This window comes from Allobranchiibius sp. CTAmp26 (assembly GCF_017565405.1).
Classification (GTDB): Bacteria; Actinomycetota; Actinomycetes; order Actinomycetales; family Dermatophilaceae; genus Allobranchiibius.
In genome coordinates, this window is record NZ_JAGEKR010000001.1 from 36,002 (window position 1) to 52,294 (window position 16,293).

Below are 16,293 nucleotides of genomic sequence, written 5' to 3' on the forward strand. Positions count from 1 at the left end.
CAACCCACCTGTGCGCATGCACCACGTGCAGGAAAGTGACCGCACCACCCACAACCCACCTGGGCGCATGCAGCACGTGCAGGAAAGTGACCGCACGGCCGATAACCCACGCAGGTGACACCCGCAGCGCGAGGTGGCCGCATCGCTCCTCGTCCAGGCCGCCTGAGAACGGACGCTCGCGCACGAAGGTGACCGCGGTCAGGAGCTCAGTGGGCGTGCTGCGCGGTGAACTGCCGCGACAGCCCGCCGCTGACCTCGTCGACCAGCTCGTCGGCCCGGTCGGCGCTCACGTCGATGATCCGGTAGGAGCCGGTGCCGGCAGCGGTGGCGAGGTCGACCGAGCAGACACCCGCTCGCCGCTGGAAGAGCGACTGCCGCGTGGTCACGGCGACCACTCCGCCCCGCTCCAGCACGAACGTCGAACGGCGCAGGGCGCCGGACCGGCCGACCACGAACCGCCCGGTGACCTGATGCCCGAGCGCGGCCGCCCGGCTGGCCGCGAGGGGCCATGCCAGCACCAGGGCGAGCACCGCCAGCACCGCGAGCCACCAGGACGACATCCACCACGCGAGCGCGAGCAGCGCGGCCGCGACCAGCGCGGACGACCCGAACGCGCGGGCCCACCGTCGGCGGCGGGCGGCGACACCGTGCTGCCGCAACGGCGTTCGCAGGGAGCCGGGTGACCCGAGCACGCTCCCCGCGGTGCTCTCGACCACGGCGACCGGCGAGGGCGGCGCCAGCATCGCGCTCATGCCCCGGTCGTCGCCCTTGAGGCCGGTGGTCACCGCACGCAACCGGGCACCGCCGACCCAGCGCAACGGGATCGGTTCCTTCACCTCGACCCCCCGCAGCCGACGCGTCTCGAGCGACACGGCGCGGGTGGTGAGCAGTCCGCGGGTGACCTGCAGGGTCTCCCCGCCGCGACTGCGGGTGAGGCGGAAGCCGAAGAACGCGAGCGCGTACGCCAGCAGGGACAGCAGCACCACCACGACCAGCAGGACGAGCACACCGACGACGACGGCGATCACCGTGCCGGCCCGCAGCACCGCGTCGCTCACATCGCGCAGCGCGCCCGATCGGGTGGGATCGAGCCCGGTGTCCTGGACGACCTGGCTGGCCAGACCGAAGATCGCGAGCGCCGCGACCAGGCCGCTCGGCCCGAACGGCGCATACCGCACCCAGGACGGGTCGAGGCGGTAGAGCTCCTCGTCGCCGGGCCCGGGTCGCTCCGCGCGACGATCGTGCTCGCTGCGCAGCTCGCCTCCGGACACCTCGGGCGCGTTCTTGTCGAGGGCGACCGGCGCCGACGTGCCCTGGCTGCGGTGCAGGAGGTCGGTGCGGAGCGCCGCCGCCTCGCGGGTCGTCAACCCGTTGAGCCGCATCTCCTTCTCGCCGGCGGCCGTGCCGATCTTGACCTCCGCCAGGCCGAGCGCACGGTGCAGGATCGACGCCGTGACGTCGACCGAGCGCACCCGGTCGGCCGGTGCGGAGACCGTCGTACGCCGGATCAGCCCGGCCCGCAGCTGCACCTGCCGGTCGGTGAATCGGTATCGGGTCGTGAGCCATCGGGCCACGCCCGCTCCGACGGCCACCGCGGTGACGATCAACCCCCACCAGTGCTGTCCGCCGGTGTTGCCGGCGAAGACCACGGCGAGTAGTGCGGGCAGGAAGCGGACGACCTCCCGGACGGGGTGGATCAACAGCATCCGCGGGCTCAATCGGCGCCAGACACCGTCCTCGGGGATGTCCGCGATGCGCCGGACGTCGGGGCCCGCCGAGGTCACGTCGCGTCGCCGGGATTCGCCGCGGTCGTGGTCGTGAGGTCCCGGACCACCTGCTCGGCATCGTTGCGCGTCAGGCCCTCGATGCGCAGTTCGCCCTTGGCCGACGCGGTGGTGATCGTCACGGTCGTCAGACCGAAGAGCTGGGCGAGCGGGCCGCGCTCGGTGTCGACGGTCTGCACCCGGGAGACCGGGGCGATACGGCGTTCGCGCACCAGCCAGCCGCGTTGGGTGTAGACGGCGGTGTCGGTGATCTCCCAGCGGTGCACGGCGTAGCGCCAGAACGGGACGACGCAGGCCCCCGCTACGACGAGCAGGCCCCCCACCGCGCAGGCCGCGAACCGCCACGCCCCCGTGATGGTGCCGGTCCAGACCAGGACCACCACCACGGCGAGCACCACGACGCCCGCGACCCCGTACTCCGTCGCCCACATGGCCTTCGCGCGGGGCGCCACCAGGTGTCGCGGCTCCCTCAGCTGATCCACACGAGGCACCATCTCACGGCGCCTCGGTCGCGGCGCCGTGCGTCGCCGCGACGTGCAGCGCCATCCGCACGGCCGCGCCGAGATCGGGGCTGATCGCCGGCGCCTCCCGGCGGGCCTGCTCGGTCGTGGCGGGACCGGGCACCAGGATCCCGCGGGCGCCGGCTGCGTGTGCGGCCGCCATGTCCCCCGCGGTGTCCCCGATCAGCACGCACGCACCGGGGTCGACCCCGAGTGCTGCCGCGGCGGCGAGCACCATGCCGGGCAGCGGCTTGCGACACGCGCAGTCGTCCTGCGGCGTGTGCGGGCAGAACTGCCACGTGTCGAACGGCCCCAGCAGCTCCTCCACCCGGGCGTTCACGGCCTGCATGTCGGCCTCGGTGATGTACCCGCGGCCGATGGCCGACTGATTGGTGACCACGCCGGTGCGCAGGCCGGCCGCACGTACGGCGTCGAGGGCCTCCCGCGCACCCGCGACGGGTAGGACGAGCGCGGGGTCGCCGTTGTAGGGCACGTTCTCGATCAGGGTGTCGTCGCGATCGAAGAGGACGGCTTCGGGGCGGGATGTCGACACCTGCAGATCTTCCCCCACCGCCGAGGGCGTGCACGGGTTACCTTCGGCCACAACACAACGTGCGTAGGGGCTCACCAAGGGGATGTCATGTACTTCGACAACGGCACGAGCAACCTCCATGTGGCGAACGGCGTGTTCATCGGCGCCGGCGTGGTGTACCTGATCCTCCTCGTGCTCTACATCTGGGCGGTCGTGCGCATCATCCACCGTTCGGGCTACTCCGGCTGGTGGATCCTCGTCGGCCTCGTGCCGATCCTCAACGTGATCATGTTCTTCGTCTTCGCGTTCAAGAAGGCACCGACGGAGCGCGAGCTGGAGTACCTGCGGGGCGCAGCGGGCAGGGCGCCCCAGCGCTACTGACGCCCGGCCTCGAGGCGGTTCAGCTGCCCGCCGGTGCCAGCACGATGTCGAACCGCACGGTGCTCCACGTGCCGTCGATGACGCGGCCGTCGGGTGTGGGCTTCGCTGCAGGCTGCCGCTCGAACTTCTTGATGAGGGACTGCTTGACCCCGAAGACGGAGTCGTCCCACAGGATCGGGTCGCCCTCGGGGAAGATGTGGGTCACCAGGGTCCGCGTGCCCGGCGCACTCACCATGAAGTGCAGGTGCGACGCGCGCAGCGGCGAGCGGCCGACCGCGGTGAGCATCCTCCCGACCGGGCCGTCGTCGGGGATGGGGTACGGCGTCGGCGTGAGCGCCCAGAACCGGTAGTTGCCCGCAGCGTCGCTGAAGAGGTGACCGCGCGCCGCACGCTGCGCACCGTCGCGTTGGACGTCGTACAGCCCGTCCTCGTCGGCCTCCCACACCTCGATCCGAGCCCCCGCGAGCGGGCTCCCGTCCGTGGCGGTCACCCGGCCCTCGACCCAGCACGGCTCGCCCGCCGCGCCGAACGCCAGGTCCCCACCCAGCGCGATGGCCGCGGAGTCCTCGACGAAGAAGGGTCCGAACACCGTTGCCTCCGTGGCATTCTCGTATGCCGCGTTGTTGATGTTGATCGTCTGCATCGAGACTCCGAGCGTGTCCGAGAGCAGGATGAACTCCTGACGCACGGCGTCGGTGATGTGCCCCGCCTCGGTCAGGAACCGGATCGCGGCTGCCCACTCCTCCTCGGTCAGCCGCACCTCCCGGACGAAGGAGTGCAGGTGGCGCACCAGCGAGGTCATCAGCTCCTGGAGCCGCGGGTCCTGGCAGTCGTCGAACGAGGCGACGACCGTCTCGACCAGCGTGGCCTCCACGGCCTCCTGCTCCCGCATCACGCGGGCCCGAGCAGGGTCGTGAGTGCCGCATCGAGCGCCGCTGTCGGGTCGTCCGCCAATCGCATCGCGCGCCACGCCACGTGCTTGTCCGGGCGCACGAGGATCGCGCCCGACTCCTGCACCTCCCGCAGCTTGGCCCAGTCGTAGTAGAGGTCGGTGATCTCCCGGCCCGGACCGATCACCACGGCTTCGAGCGGCAGACCGCGCTGCGCGGCGACCTCGGCTGCCGCATCCGCCCAGGCCTCGCCCGCGATACCGGTGAGCAGCGTCCACCGGGTGTAGGGAGCCAGATCCATCAGCGCGTACTTGTCCACGCTGTTGCCCACCCACGCGTGCGGCAGGTGCGCGCCCGGCGAGGTCGACATGACGTGGAAGAGGTCCTCGTCCTCGCGGCCGGCCGGACGGACCGGGCGCGTCCCGTCGGAGACGATCGCACCGGACTCGTAGAACTGTCCGAGCTCGACACCGTGGGCGTTGAACTCGTAGTTCTTGGTCTCCATCGCCGTCACCAGAGCGGCTCGCTTCGCCGCGCCCGCGGGGGTGTTGGCCTTGCGCTCCTCCATCGCCGCGGCCATCTGCGCCCCTTCCAGCCCCACGACACCGAGCGCATCGAAGATGTCGCCGAACTCCCTGGCCGACGTGTTGGCCCGCGTGACGATCCGCTGCGCCACGGGGGCGCGCTCGGCGGTGTAGGAGTCCAGCAGCGTCGGGTCGGCCTGCCCGTTCAGGACGGCGGCGATCTTCCAGGCCAGGTTGTAGGAGTCCTGCACGGAGGTGTTGGAGCCCAGTCCGTTGGACGGCGGGTGGCGGTGGACGGCGTCGCCGACGCAGAACACCCGCCCCTTCTGCAGCGTCGTCGCGTACATCTCGTTGACGCCCCACAGGCTGTAGCCGGTGATCTCGGGTTCCAGGTCCGGCATGCCCAACAGGTCCCGGACGATGCTCCTGGCCATCTCCTCGTCGAGCTCCGGGGCCGGTCCGTCGATGTCGTACCCCCAGACGATCAGCCACTCGTCCCACGGACGCACCATGCGCACCAGACCGGTGCCGATGCCACCGACGTGAGACCCGGGCTGGATCACCCAGTAGAGGACCGAGGGACGGTGGTCGACCAGGGCCGAGATGTCGGCCCGGAACGTGATGTTCATCGAGCCGGCGATGTCCATCCGGCCCTCGTAGGGCAACCCGATGTCCGCCGCGACCTGCGACCGCGCACCGTCGGCACCGATCAGGTACGTGGCGCGGATCTGATAGCCCTGACCGGTCAGCCTGTCGAAGACGTCGACGGTCACGCCGTCCTCATCCTGAGTGTGCGCGCGGTACTCGGTGGAGAACCGGCTCTCGGTGCCGCGCCGGGTCGCGTTGCGCACCAGGATCGGTTCCAGGTACGTCTGCGGGATGTCGACCGTGAGGCACGGCGAGGCGAGCCGGTAGTCGGCCTCCCGGTCGGGGCGGGTGCCCCACGTGTGGATGCGGCCGATCTCCTCCCCCGCGATGCTCGTACAGAAGACCGTGTCGCCGACCAGCTCATGCGGGGTGGCGTCGGCCAGCACCTGCTCCTCGATCCCCAGATCGCGGAAGATCTCCATCGCCCGCTGATTGGTGATGTGGGCGCGCGGCGTGTTCGCCGTCCAGCGGTACTTGGTGATCATGATGTGCGGGACGCCGAGCTCGGCCAGGAAGAGAGCGGCGGAGGCACCCGCCGGTCCGGAGCCGACGATGAGGACGTCGGTCTCGATGACCGTTCCTTGCGGCGTCGGCGTTTCGGTCATTCCGTCGTTGAAGATCGGCAAGTCTGCGACTCTCTCGAGGTGGTCGTGGTCCTGGATCCGGACACCGGGGATCGGCCCGTACGAGCCATCGTTGCGCTCCGAGGTCCGGAAATCGCCGATTCGGCCCATGATGGGACGCCGTTGCGGCGGTCGAGCTGCCTGCGGTAGCAAGGTGGACCGACCTCGCGCGGCAGGAGCACTCCATGAACGCAGCACCGTTGACGGGCCGCGTCGCGTTGGTCGCCGGGGCAACCCGGGGAGCGGGACGCGCGATCGCCGTCGAGCTGGCGCGGGCCGGTGCCTTCGTCTACGCGACCGGGCGCAGCAGCCGCGCCGCGGGGCGCTCGGAGATCGACCGTCCGGAGACCATCGAGGGCACCGCCGAGGCGATCCGGTCCGCGGACGCTGCGGGGTGTGCTCTCGTGGTCGACCACGAGGATCCGGACGCGGTGCAGGCGCTGGTCACCGAGATCGAGCAGGAGCACGGCCGGCTCGACGTGCTCGTCAACGACATCTTCGGCGGCGATCACTACGCACAATGGGACCGCCCGCTGTGGGAGCACGACCTCGCAGGCGGTCTGCGGATGCTGCGGATGGGCGTCGACACCCACCTGATCACCAGCCACCACGCGCTGCCGCTGATGCTGCGCACGGCTGGGGAGACCGGCGTACGCGGGCTGCTGGTGGAGATGACCGACGGCACCGCGCAGTTCAACAGCACGTTCCGTGAGGGCGTCGGCCTCTACTACGACCTGGTCAAGGCCAACGTCGGCCGCATCGTCATAGGCCTCACCTACGAGCTACGGGAGGAACCGGTCACCGCCATCGGCGTCACGCCGGGCTGGCTGCGCTCGGAGGCGATGCTCGAGGGGTTCGGGGTCAGCGAGGAGACGTGGCATCGAGCCGTGGCGAAGGAGCCGGGTTTCGCGATCTCGGAGTCTCCGACGTACGTCGCTCGCGGAGTCGCCGCGGCGGCCGCCGATCCGGGGTTCGCCCGATGGGCCGGTGAGATCGTCACCGCCCGACAGCTCGCCGACGCCTACGACCTGACCGATACCGACGGCTCGCGTCCCGACTGCTGGGGGTACATGGCCCGTTGCGTGGCCGCCGGGGACGAGCCGGTCCCACTCGAGGACTACCGATAGCGGCGCAGGCCGTCGAGGATGACGGTCACCAGGGTGTGAGCGCGGGCGTCCCACTGCCCCTCGGGCACGCGTGACAATGCACCGAGCAGCAGGATGACGTCGGTCGCGTCGACGCCTTCGCGCACGGCGCCGGCCGCTGCACCCTCGTCGAGCAGGGTCTGCAGCGCATGGTCCAGTCGGTGCTCGTTGTCGGCGTACAGGTCCTGCCACGCCGACGCCTCGATCGCCGCGACGACACCGCGTTTGACGCGCGCGTACTCCAGGAGACGGTCCAGCCACAGCTCCAGCGCCTGCAACGGCGGGTGTTCGGCGAGCAGCGCAGGCACCGTCTGCACCAGCTCGGTCATCTCCTGCCGATACACCTCGGCCACCAGGTGCTCCCGGGTCGGGAAGTGGCGGTAGAGCGTGCCCTGCCCTACCTGCGCGTCCTTGGCGACGGCCTGCAGCCGCAGACCCTCGACGGATCCGCCCGATTCGACCAGGGCGGCGCGAGCGGAACTGACGATGCGGGCCCTGTTGACGACGGCATCCGCACGAGGTGCGCGTGTCGGCATGTCCTCCCCGTTCGGGAATCCAGTTAAGCGGACGAATGTCCGTTACGCTGGTCTCCCAACCGGACAGTTGTCAGCTTAGAGCGGGAGGCACGCATGAGTGGGATCGCAGGCAAGGTCGTGGCCGTCACCGGCGCGAGCAGCGGGATCGGTGAGGCAACGGCGCTGGAGCTCGCCGGTCGCGGTGCGGCGGTGGTGCTGGGCGCCCGACGTACCGACCGCCTCACAGCGCTGGCCGAGCGGATCCGAGCCGACGGTGGACGGGCGCAGATCGTCAGCACCGACGTCACCCGGCGCGCCGATCTGACGCGTCTCGTCGAGGTGGCCGTCGAGGAGTTCGGACGACTCGACGTCCTGGTCAGCAACGCGGGCATCGCCCGGACCGCGTCCGTCTCGGACCTCGATGTCGACTCGTGGGACGCGATGATCGACGTCAACGTCCGCGGCGTCCTGCACGGCATCGCTGCCGCACTCCCGGTGTTCCGTCGACAGGGGCGCGGCCACTTCGTGACGACGGTGTCGACCTCGGGTCTGAAGATCGTGCCGACCCAGGCCGTCTACGCGGGCACCAAGAACGCGGTCCGCACTCTCATGGAGGCGCTGCGCCAGGAGTCGACCGACGGGGCGCTGCGCACCACGTCGATCTCGCCCGGGTTCGTGCGCACCGAACTGGTCGATGCCGTCGAGGATCCCGCGAGTCGTGAGGAGATGCAGCGACGGATGGCCGAGCTGGGCATCGACCCCGCCGCGGTGGCCCGAGCCATTGCGTTCGCCATCGAGCAGCCCGACGACGTCGAGATCGGTGACCTGACGATCCGGCCCACGTCGCAGGGCTGATCACCGGCCCGGAAACGGATCAGACCCCGTCTCCCGACGCTTGTCGCGCCGGTCAGACGGGGTCTGCCATCGGTGGAGCTGAGGGGATTCGAACCCCTGGCCTTCTCATTGCGAACGAGACGCGCTACCAACTGCGCCACAGCCCCAAAAGCAAGCGAAACTCTAACACCGGACGGTGCGTACGCCGAACCGGCTCACTTGCTGAGCGTCACGATCAGCAGCACGAGCCCGATCACTATTCCGACCGCCCCGCCGATGCGTTGCATCTTGAAGGCGGCGGCGCTGGGCTCGGCCGCTGAGGGGTTCCTGTACTGCCACGCGCGGGTGCGCCGCCAGGTCGCCTCGGGCGCGAGCACGTTGCACAGCGAGATGCCGAAGAACAGGATGAAGAAGGGGATGAAGAACCAGTGCATGACGCGAACCTAGAGTAAAGACAACGGTCCTGGGCCCGTATGCGCCGTTCCCAGAGAAATTCCAGGTACGTGGTCAGCCGGCCCGGAAAGCTGAGGGCAACTCCTCGACCTCGGGGTCGAGCGCCATCCCGTCGAAGGGCAGTTCCTGGACCGGCACGTTCTCGTAGGACGCCGGCGCGGCAGGGGCGCGGTCGGGCGCCTTGGCCTTCATCGTGTAGGTCGGTTTCGGCACCTGCACGGGCGACCAGGTGCCGTCGGCGGCGACCTGTGAGGCAGCGGGAGGCGTCGAAGCCTCGGGACTCGTCTCCTCGCCGACCTGCGCGGCAGGGGCCTGCTGCGCCCGGACCGGCGCCGGCTGAGCGTCGAACGGCACGTCGTCCCAGCGGATCAGCTCCACGTGCGTCTCGTCGTCGTGACGCTCCGCGATGGCCCGCCGGCGGGCAACGGGCTGCGCGGAAGGAGCGGTCTGGCGTGACTGCTGCGGGCGGGAGGCCTGCGGCGCTCGACGCATCGCCGGGGCCACCTGGCCCGAACGACGGTGCTCGGCCACGGTCTCCGCGCGCAGCCACAGCACGACGGCCGCGAACAGCATCAGGGAGGCGATCAGCGCGACCCAGGACAGCGCCCCGACGACCACGAGGAGCAGCGTCAACGGGAAGAGACCCGTCGCGACCAGGAGGGCGATGCCGCGGGTGCGGCGGGCTGCCGCCACCGTTCGCGCCCGGTCGAGCACCTCGTGCAGCTTGTTCGTCGTGGGCGAATCCGCAGGCATGGCAACCTCGTTCGAGTGGTGTGCAGGAAGTTGCGGCTCATCGGGCAGGGGGTGTTCCCCGTGGATCATGGTGCCGGCACGCAGGGAGGTGCGAGCCGCGCCGGTCTCGTGGGACGCGGCGGCGGTGACCGGTGCGCGGCGCTCCAGCACCCGCATCGCGTCGGAGAACGTCTCGACCGTGCGGGCGGTCAGCAGCACCTGCCGGCGACGAATCTGGTGTTGCAGAAGCCAACCGGCCCAGACGACCACGATCGCAACGAAGATGAGGCTGCTCGGGTTGTCCACGAGGGTGACGCTACGGCGTACGGAAAGCCTTGCACCGCAGCGGCGTCGGTGTGTCGTCAGACCGGTTCCGGATAGGTGGTCCGCAGTCTCCCCACCATCGTCTCGCCGGCCGCGAGGTCCTCCCTGACGACCGCGAACGAGCGGTGATCGCGCCACTGCCCGTTGATGTGCAGATACGCCCGGCGCAGGCCCTCGTCGCGCAGGTCGAGCTTGCGCACGACGGCCAGGCTGGAGTGGTTGTCGGGTCGGATGTTGACTTCGACGCGGTGCAGTCCGACCGTCTCGAAAGCATGGTCGATCGCTGTCGCCAGGGCGAACGGCGTGATGCCGCGGCCGGCGTACCGCTGGGAGATCCAGTAGCCGACCCCCGCGGACCGCAGGGCGCCGCGCACGATGTTGAACAGGTGCATCTGCCCGACCAGTTCGCCGTCGACCGCGACCGCGAAGGGCAGCAGCTCGCCGCGCGCCGCCTGGCGGTCCTGCTGGCGCACCATCTGCGCGAAGGACACGGGCGCCTGCTGGGTCGGCGAGGTCGAGTCCCACTCTCGGGTCCACGCGGCATTCTGCGCGCGCAACCGCACGAACTCGGCCCGGTCGGCCCGGGCACGCAACGGGCGCAGCATGACGCGCATCCCGCGCCAATCACCCGCGATCGCGACCGGCCACAGCCGTTCGCTCAATGGTCGCCCCCACCGTGCACCTGAGCGACGGCGTGCGGCACCACGTCACGCAGCACCTCGATGGCATCCCGCACTCCGCCCGTGGAACCGGGCAGGTTGACGATGAGCGTGCGGCCGGCCACTCCGGCCAGCCCCCGCGACAGGACGGCGGATGGCACGCCCTTGCGCACGCCCGCGGCCCGTAGTGCCTCCGGGATGCCGGCCACCCGGCGGTAGAGCAATGCGGCGGTCTCCTCCGGGGTGTGGTCCGACGGCGAGAGGCCGGTGCCCCCTGTCGTGAGGACCAGGTCGACCCCGTCCGCCACGGCGGCGCGCAAGGCATCACCGACCGGCGGGCCGTCGGGGACGATCTGCGCCTCGTCCGCGTCGAACCCCCACTCCCGCACTGCCGCCACGAGCAGCGGACCGGACCGGTCGTCGTACTCGCCCATGAAGGCGCGGTCCGAGCAGGTGATGATGAGGGCCCTAGGCATCGCCCTCGCTCCAATCCCCTGAGCGACCACCGGATTTCGCCGTCACCCGGATGTCGGTGATCCGGGCGTGCTTGTCGACGGCCTTGATCATGTCGACCAGGGCCAGGGCCGCGACCGAGACGCTGGTGAGGGCCTCCATCTCGATGCCGGTGCGGTCGGCGGTGCGCACCTCGGCCTGGATGTCGACGCCGTCGTCGCGCACCGTCAGGCTCACTGAGACCGCGTGTACGGCGACCGGGTGGGCCAGCGGTACGAGCTCGGGGGTGCGTTTCGCGGCCTGGATGCCCGCGATCCGCGCCACGGCCAGCGCATCGCCCTTCGGCACCGTCCGCTCGCGGAGCGCGGCGATCGCCCGCGCCGACAACAGCACCCGCCCGCGTGCCTGCGCCTCCCGTGCGGTCACCGGCTTCTGCGAGACATCGACCATCCGGGCGTCACCGGCGTCGTCGAGATGGGTCAGTCGGTCCATGTCAGGGGCCACCGATCAGTGGGAAGACCTCCAGCACATCACCCTCGCTCACCCGGGTGACCTCGGCCGGCACGAAGGCCAGGGCGTTCGCGGCCGCCAGCCCACCCATGATGTGCGAGGCCTGACCGCCGGAGGAGACGATCCGCCGTTCGCGATCGAGCACGACGCGGGCGAACTGTGCACGTCCGGGCGGCGAGGTCCAGCCGGTCTGCACCGTCGCGCGAACGCTGAGCGCGTCCACCGGCCTCCCCGCCATCCTGCGCAGGGCCGGCGCCACGAACACCTCGAACGAGACCAGGGAGCTGACCGGGTTGCCCGGCAGACAGAACACCGGCACATCACCGAGCATCCCGAATCCCTGGGGTTTGCCGGGTTGCATCGCGACCTGGGTGAATTCGAAGTCGTCGGCGAAAGCCAGCTTCAGGGGCTCGAACGCGCCCGCGCTCACCCCGCCGGACGTCACGATCGCGTCGACCTCCTCCGCGAGCGCGGTGAGCGCCGCACGGGTCTGCGGGCCCTCGTCGCCGACCGTGCGGACCGGTCCGACGGTGAAGCCGTGCGCCGCCACCAGCGACGCCAGCATCGGTCCGTTGCAGTCGATGACCTGGCCGTATGCCAGATCGCTTCCGGCGGAACGCAGTTCGTCACCCGTGGTCACGATCCCGACGCGGGGCCTGGGAAAGATGTCGACGTCGACGTGCCCCGCCGAGACGATGGCCGGGATGTGCCACGGCGCGACCTGGGTGCCGGCCAGGGCCACCACGTCGCCCTTCTCGACATCCCCGCCGAGCCGGCGTACGGCGGTGCCGACGGCCACGGACCGTTCGATGCGCACCGTTCGCGTGCCGCCGTCGGTGATCTCGACCTGCACCACGCTGTCCGCGCCGGCGGGCATGGGCGCCCCGGTCATGATCCGCCAGGCGGTGCCCGGCGCCAACGTCGACCGGCGGGTGTCACCGGCCGGGATGTCGCCGTCGACCGGCAACGTCACCGGTGCCGCAGCGACGTCGGCCGCGCGGACGGCGTACCCGTCCATCGCGGAGTTGTCGAAACCGGGCAACGCCGCACCGGAGACGACGTCGGCGGCCAGCACCGACCCGAGCAACTCTGGTGCGAGCACCGGGATCCGGCGGGCCGCGAGCGGCCGCACCCGGTCGATCAGCTGCTGGCGGTGGTCCTCGACGCTACGCATGTTCTGCGCCCGGGGGCGCTCAGTGCTCCATGACGCGGTGCTCGGCCTTGCCCTCCGCCTCGTCCGAGGCAGCCCAGTCACGGATCCAGTCGCGGAACGAATCGCCGAAGTCGCGGTGCCGGGCAGCGAGCCGCACCACGGCCTTCAGGTAGTCCAGCCGGTCACCGGTGTCGTAGCGGTTGCCGCGGAAGATGACGCCGGTGACCCCGCCGCCGGGCAGCTCCGGGTCGGTCAGCTGGAGCATGGCGTCGGTCAGCTGGATCTCCCCGCCGCGACCGGGCTGCGTCTTCTCCAGCGCGTCGAAGATCGCCGGGTCGAGCACATAGCGGCCGATGATCGCCAAATTGCTCGGCGCCTCCTCGGGTTCCGGCTTCTCCACCAGGGACTTCACGCGAACGAGGTCGCGCTCCCCCTCGATCAGTTCGACGTCGGCACACCCGTAGAGATGCACCTGGTCGTCCGGCACCTCCATGAGCGCCACGACCGAGCCGCCGTGCGCGCCGCGAGCCGCGATCATCCGCTCCAGCAGGTCCTCGGTCTCGTCGATGAGGTCGTCGCCCAGCAGCACCGCGAACGGCTCGTCGCCGACGTGCGGCTTCGCGCACAGCACAGCGTGGCCGAGGCCGAGCGGCTCGCCCTGGCGGATGAAGTGCACGTTGCCGAGGTTGGCCGACTTGCGCACCCTGTCCAGGCGCAGGTCATCGCCCTTCTTCTCCAGGGCCTGCTCCAGCTCCCAGTGCCGGTCGAAGTGGTTCTCCATCGCGACCTTGTTGCGGCCGGTGATCGTCAGGATGTTGTCGCATCCGGCGCGGATGGCCTCTTCGACGACGTACTGGATCGCGGGCTTGTCCACGACCGGGAGCATTTCCTTGGGGATCGCCTTGGTGGCGGGCAGGAACCGGGTGCCCAGGCCCGCCGCGGGGATCACGGCCTTGTGCACGTCGGTGTTGTGGGGTGCCGTCATGCCCGAAGGCTAACCGTTGACCGGTGATGCGGGTGACGCCTTCCCCGGACCCCCCTCCGCGGGACGTCTGTCGGCACACTGGGGCCATGTGGCGCGAGCTCCCGCACGACAAGCCCGCTGCCCGGGCGCTCATCCGGGCGGGCCGTCGCGCACGCCCCCCACATGAGCGTGCCGGGGACGATTTGGCGCTCGCCGGGCACCTACGGGACCTGCTGGGAGGTACGCCGCCCGGTCACGTCGCGGCGTACGACGCGCTGCCGACCGAGCCGCCCACCCGTGCGATGGTGGAGCTGCTCGGACACACCGGATGGCGTGTCATGATGCCGATCCTGTTGCCGGACAACGATCTCGGCTGGGATGACGGGAACTCGCACGACCCGTCGTACGTTTCCGGGGCGAGCCTGTTGATCGTCCCGGCGCTGGCGGTCGACCGTCGCGGCATGCGACTCGGACAGGGTGGGGGCAGCTACGACCGGGCGCTGCACCGGCGTTCGCCCGGGGCACTGGTGCTCGCCGTGGTGTACGACGACGAGCTGGCGGACGTCGTGCCGAGCGAACCGCACGACCTCGCCGTGGACGCCGTCCTCACGCCGCGTGCCGGGGTGCGACACCTGACAGAATGACGACTTGCTGCGGAAGGAGACCTCCATGCCGACGTCGGGGGGCTCCGCGGCGATCGACTCCTTCGGGCCGCACCAGCTGGCCGTCGCCCTGCTCGTGGGCTCCCTGGTGCTGCTGGTCTCGGTCGCGGCCGTGCGGCTCGCGAACCGCTCCGGCCTGCCGACGCTGTTGCTCTACCTCGCGATCGGGGTGGCCATCGGCGAGGCGGGCTTCGGCATCCGCTTCGACGACCCGACGCTGACGCAGGTCCTCGGGTACACCGCCCTGGTGCTGATCCTCACCGAGGGCGGGCTCACGACCCGGTGGTCGACGATCCGATCCTCCGTGGCACCCGCCGCGCTGCTCTCCACCCTCGGGGTGGTGGTCTCGATCTCCGTCGTGGGGGTCGCCTCGCACTTCCTGCTCGACCTGTCCTGGCAGATCAGCTTCCTGCTCGGCGCAATCGTGTCCTCCACCGACGCCGCCGCCGTGTTCTCCGTGCTGCGCAACGTGCCCCTGCCGCACCGGCTGACCGGCGTCCTGGAGGCCGAGTCGGGCTTCAACGACGCCCCCGTCGTCCTCATCGTCATCGCCCTCGCCGAGGCCGCCACACCGGGCCACGCGGGCAGCCCCTGGTGGGTCGTGGTGCTGATGGCGGTCTTCGAACTCGCCGGCGGTGCCGTGATCGGGCTGCTGCTCGGCTGGGGGCTCGGCCGGCTGATCCGGCGTGCCGGTGTCGGCTCCTCCGGCCTCTTCTCCATCGGCATCATGGCCATCTGCGTGCTCTCGTACGCCGGGGCGACGCTCGCGCACACCAGCGGGTTCATCGCGTGCTATCTGACCGCGCTGGTGCTGGGCAACCTGCACCTGCCGCACCGACAGGCGGTGCTCGGCTTCGGGCAGGCCCTCGGGTGGCTCGCCCAGATCGGGCTCTTCGTGCTGCTCGGGCTGCTGGCCTCCCCCTCCCGCCTGGAGGCGCAGTTGGTGCCCGCCCTGGTGATCGGACTGGTGCTCCTGCTGCTCGCCCGGCCGGCCTCGATCGTCGCCAGCATGTCCTGGTTCGGCTTCCGGTGGCGCGAGCAGATGTTCCTGTCCTGGGCGGGGCTGCGCGGTGCTGTTCCCGTCGTCCTCGCGACCGTCCCGCTGACCCTCGGCACACCGCGTACGGAGTGGATCTTCGACCTGGTCTTCGTGCTCGTGGTGATCTTCACCCTGCTCCAGGCACCGACCCTGCCCGCGCTCGCACGGCGCCTCGGGCTGATCGACGACTCCCAGGCGTTGGACATGCAGGTGGAATCCACGCCGCTGGAGGACCTGCACGCCGAGATGCTGCAGGTGAGCGTCGGCCCGCGCTCGCGGCTGCACGGAGTGGAGCTGCACGAGTTGCGGCTGCCGCCGGGCGCGAACGTGACGATGGTGGTGCGCGAGGGCGCCAGTTTCGTCCCCGACCGTCGCACGGTCCTGCGGCACAGTGACCAGCTGCTGTTGGTGACCACAGCGTCCACCCGGAGCGCCACCATCCGCCGGGTACGCGCGGTGAGCCAGGGCGGGCGCCTGGCCGACTGGCGGGCCCGCGGGTCCGGCACGACCTAGCCCTCTCCTAGACTTGGCGGCCGTGCCCACCTACTCATACGCGTGCAAGGACTGCGGCCACGCGTTCGACATCTCGCAGGCCTTCACCGACGACTCCCTGAGCATCTGTCCCAACTGCGGCGGAAACCTGCGCAAGGTGTGGGGTTCGGTGGGCGTCGTCTTCAAGGGGTCGGGCTTCTACCGCAACGACAGCCGTGACGCGGACAAGAAGAAGTCGACCAGCTCGAACACCTCGAGCAGTTCCTCCGACAGCAGCACGTCCTCCGAGGCGTCGCCCGCTCCGTCCAAGGACTCCTCGTCCTCGGGATCCTCCGACTCGTCGTCCTCCTCGTCCTCGTCCTCGTCGCCGAAGCCGGCGTCGGGCGCGTCGGGCTCCACCGGCTCCACGGGGTCGTCCTCCTCCGGCAGTACCGCAGGCTCCAAGCCCGCCTCCTGACCGCCGTCCGAGCGCTTTT

General features: G+C 70.7%; 19 protein-coding genes, 1 tRNA gene and 1 pseudogene. 6 read left to right on the forward strand and 15 right to left on the reverse strand.

Annotated elements, in window-relative coordinates; translation table 11 throughout:
- Positions 1-206 precede the first annotated feature (206 nt).
- The 3 genes from J4030_RS00180 to J4030_RS00190 are packed head-to-tail and all read right to left on the reverse strand — an operon-like array spanning position 207 to position 2,837.
- Positions 207-1,784: a PH domain-containing protein gene (locus J4030_RS00180; protein WP_208047173.1), complete on the reverse strand. Its 1,578-nt coding sequence runs from the start codon at positions 1,782-1,784 to the stop codon at positions 207-209.
- Complete coding sequence (locus J4030_RS00185) at positions 1,781-2,266, reverse strand: PH domain-containing protein (protein WP_307864486.1); 486 nt, start codon at positions 2,264-2,266, stop codon at positions 1,781-1,783. The genes J4030_RS00180 and J4030_RS00185 overlap by 4 nt, the downstream gene beginning before the upstream one ends.
- A gap of 13 nt (positions 2,267-2,279) precedes the next feature.
- The gene (locus J4030_RS00190) at positions 2,280-2,837 is read right to left on the reverse strand and encodes an HAD-IIIA family hydrolase (protein WP_307864487.1); all 558 of its coding nucleotides are present in this window, start codon (positions 2,835-2,837) and stop codon (positions 2,280-2,282) included.
- 87 nt (positions 2,838-2,924) lie between these two features.
- Here J4030_RS00190 and J4030_RS00195 point away from each other — a divergent pair, with 87 nt between their 5' ends.
- The gene (locus J4030_RS00195; RefSeq protein ID WP_208047176.1) at positions 2,925-3,197 is read left to right on the forward strand and encodes a DUF805 domain-containing protein; all 273 of its coding nucleotides are present in this window, start codon (positions 2,925-2,927) and stop codon (positions 3,195-3,197) included.
- Positions 3,198-3,216: 19 nt separating this feature from the next.
- On the opposite strand, the gene J4030_RS00200 is transcribed toward J4030_RS00195, so the two are convergent.
- Both J4030_RS00200 and J4030_RS00205 read right to left on the reverse strand, forming a co-directional pair.
- Positions 3,217-4,089 carry a dioxygenase gene (locus J4030_RS00200; RefSeq protein ID WP_208047177.1) on the reverse strand — a complete coding sequence of 291 codons (873 nt, stop codon included), beginning with the start codon at positions 4,087-4,089 and terminating at the stop codon, positions 3,217-3,219.
- The gene (locus J4030_RS00205; protein WP_208047178.1) at positions 4,089-5,885 is read right to left on the reverse strand and encodes an FAD-dependent monooxygenase; all 1,797 of its coding nucleotides are present in this window, start codon (positions 5,883-5,885) and stop codon (positions 4,089-4,091) included. The genes J4030_RS00200 and J4030_RS00205 overlap by 1 nt, the downstream gene beginning before the upstream one ends.
- A 182-nt stretch (positions 5,886-6,067) precedes the next feature.
- Between J4030_RS00205 and J4030_RS00210 the strand changes: the two genes are divergently transcribed.
- On the forward strand, positions 6,068-7,009 hold the full coding sequence (locus J4030_RS00210) for an SDR family oxidoreductase (protein WP_208047179.1): 942 nt from the start codon (positions 6,068-6,070) through the stop codon (positions 7,007-7,009).
- Here J4030_RS00210 and J4030_RS00215 read toward each other — a convergent pair.
- Positions 7,000-7,563 carry a TetR/AcrR family transcriptional regulator gene (locus tag J4030_RS00215; protein ID WP_208047180.1) on the reverse strand — a complete coding sequence of 188 codons (564 nt, stop codon included), beginning with the start codon at positions 7,561-7,563 and terminating at the stop codon, positions 7,000-7,002. The two genes, J4030_RS00210 and J4030_RS00215, sit on opposite strands and share 10 nt — an antisense overlap.
- A gap of 93 nt (positions 7,564-7,656) precedes the next feature.
- On the opposite strand from J4030_RS00215, the gene J4030_RS00220 reads away from it, so the two are divergent.
- Positions 7,657-8,397 carry an SDR family oxidoreductase gene (locus tag J4030_RS00220; RefSeq protein WP_208047181.1) on the forward strand — a complete coding sequence of 247 codons (741 nt, stop codon included), beginning with the start codon at positions 7,657-7,659 and terminating at the stop codon, positions 8,395-8,397.
- A gap of 73 nt (positions 8,398-8,470) precedes the next feature.
- On the opposite strand, the gene J4030_RS00225 is transcribed toward J4030_RS00220, so the two are convergent.
- From J4030_RS00225 to galU, 8 genes are all read right to left on the reverse strand, one after another.
- Positions 8,471-8,543 (reverse strand) — tRNA-Ala (locus tag J4030_RS00225).
- A gap of 48 nt (positions 8,544-8,591) precedes the next feature.
- Positions 8,592-8,810: a DUF6199 family natural product biosynthesis protein gene (locus J4030_RS00230; RefSeq protein ID WP_208047182.1), complete on the reverse strand. Its 219-nt coding sequence runs from the start codon at positions 8,808-8,810 to the stop codon at positions 8,592-8,594.
- A 73-nt stretch (positions 8,811-8,883) separates the two neighbouring features.
- Positions 8,884-9,867 (reverse strand): hypothetical protein, encoded by a 984-nt coding sequence (locus tag J4030_RS00235; protein ID WP_208047183.1) that lies wholly within the window; start codon positions 9,865-9,867, stop codon positions 8,884-8,886.
- 56 nt (positions 9,868-9,923) lie between these two features.
- Positions 9,924-10,547: a GNAT family N-acetyltransferase gene (locus tag J4030_RS00240; RefSeq protein ID WP_243762646.1), complete on the reverse strand. Its 624-nt coding sequence runs from the start codon at positions 10,545-10,547 to the stop codon at positions 9,924-9,926.
- Positions 10,544-11,020: a molybdenum cofactor biosynthesis protein B gene (locus J4030_RS00245; RefSeq protein WP_208047184.1), complete on the reverse strand. Its 477-nt coding sequence runs from the start codon at positions 11,018-11,020 to the stop codon at positions 10,544-10,546. The genes J4030_RS00240 and J4030_RS00245 overlap by 4 nt, the downstream gene beginning before the upstream one ends.
- A complete protein-coding gene (gene moaC, locus J4030_RS00250; protein WP_208047185.1) occupies positions 11,013-11,489 on the reverse strand; it encodes a cyclic pyranopterin monophosphate synthase MoaC in 477 nt (158 codons plus the stop codon). The genes J4030_RS00245 and moaC overlap by 8 nt, the downstream gene beginning before the upstream one ends.
- 1 nt (position 11,490) lies before the next feature.
- Positions 11,491-12,681 (reverse strand): gephyrin-like molybdotransferase Glp, encoded by a 1,191-nt coding sequence (gene glp / locus J4030_RS00255; protein ID WP_208047186.1) that lies wholly within the window; start codon positions 12,679-12,681, stop codon positions 11,491-11,493.
- 19 nt (positions 12,682-12,700) lie between these two features.
- Positions 12,701-13,645 (reverse strand): UTP--glucose-1-phosphate uridylyltransferase GalU, encoded by a 945-nt coding sequence (gene galU / locus J4030_RS00260; RefSeq protein ID WP_208047187.1) that lies wholly within the window; start codon positions 13,643-13,645, stop codon positions 12,701-12,703.
- 86 nt (positions 13,646-13,731) lie between these two features.
- Here galU and J4030_RS00265 point away from each other — a divergent pair, with 86 nt between their 5' ends.
- From J4030_RS00265 to J4030_RS18385, 3 genes and pseudogenes are all read left to right on the forward strand, one after another.
- Entirely contained in the window at positions 13,732-14,268 is a 537-nt protein-coding gene (locus tag J4030_RS00265) for a 5-formyltetrahydrofolate cyclo-ligase (protein ID WP_208047188.1), read from the forward strand.
- A 25-nt stretch (positions 14,269-14,293) separates the two neighbouring features.
- Positions 14,294-15,838 (forward strand): potassium/proton antiporter, encoded by a 1,545-nt coding sequence (locus J4030_RS00270; protein ID WP_208047189.1) that lies wholly within the window; start codon positions 14,294-14,296, stop codon positions 15,836-15,838.
- 22 nt (positions 15,839-15,860) lie between these two features.
- Positions 15,861-16,001: pseudogene (locus J4030_RS18385) on the forward strand (FmdB family zinc ribbon protein); the annotation flags it as partial.
- Positions 16,002-16,015: 14 nt separating this feature from the next.
- Here the strand turns inward: J4030_RS18385 and J4030_RS18390 are convergent.
- Entirely contained in the window at positions 16,016-16,261 is a 246-nt protein-coding gene (locus J4030_RS18390; RefSeq protein WP_307864508.1) for a hypothetical protein, read from the reverse strand.
- Between the last annotated feature and the right edge of the window lie 32 nt (positions 16,262-16,293).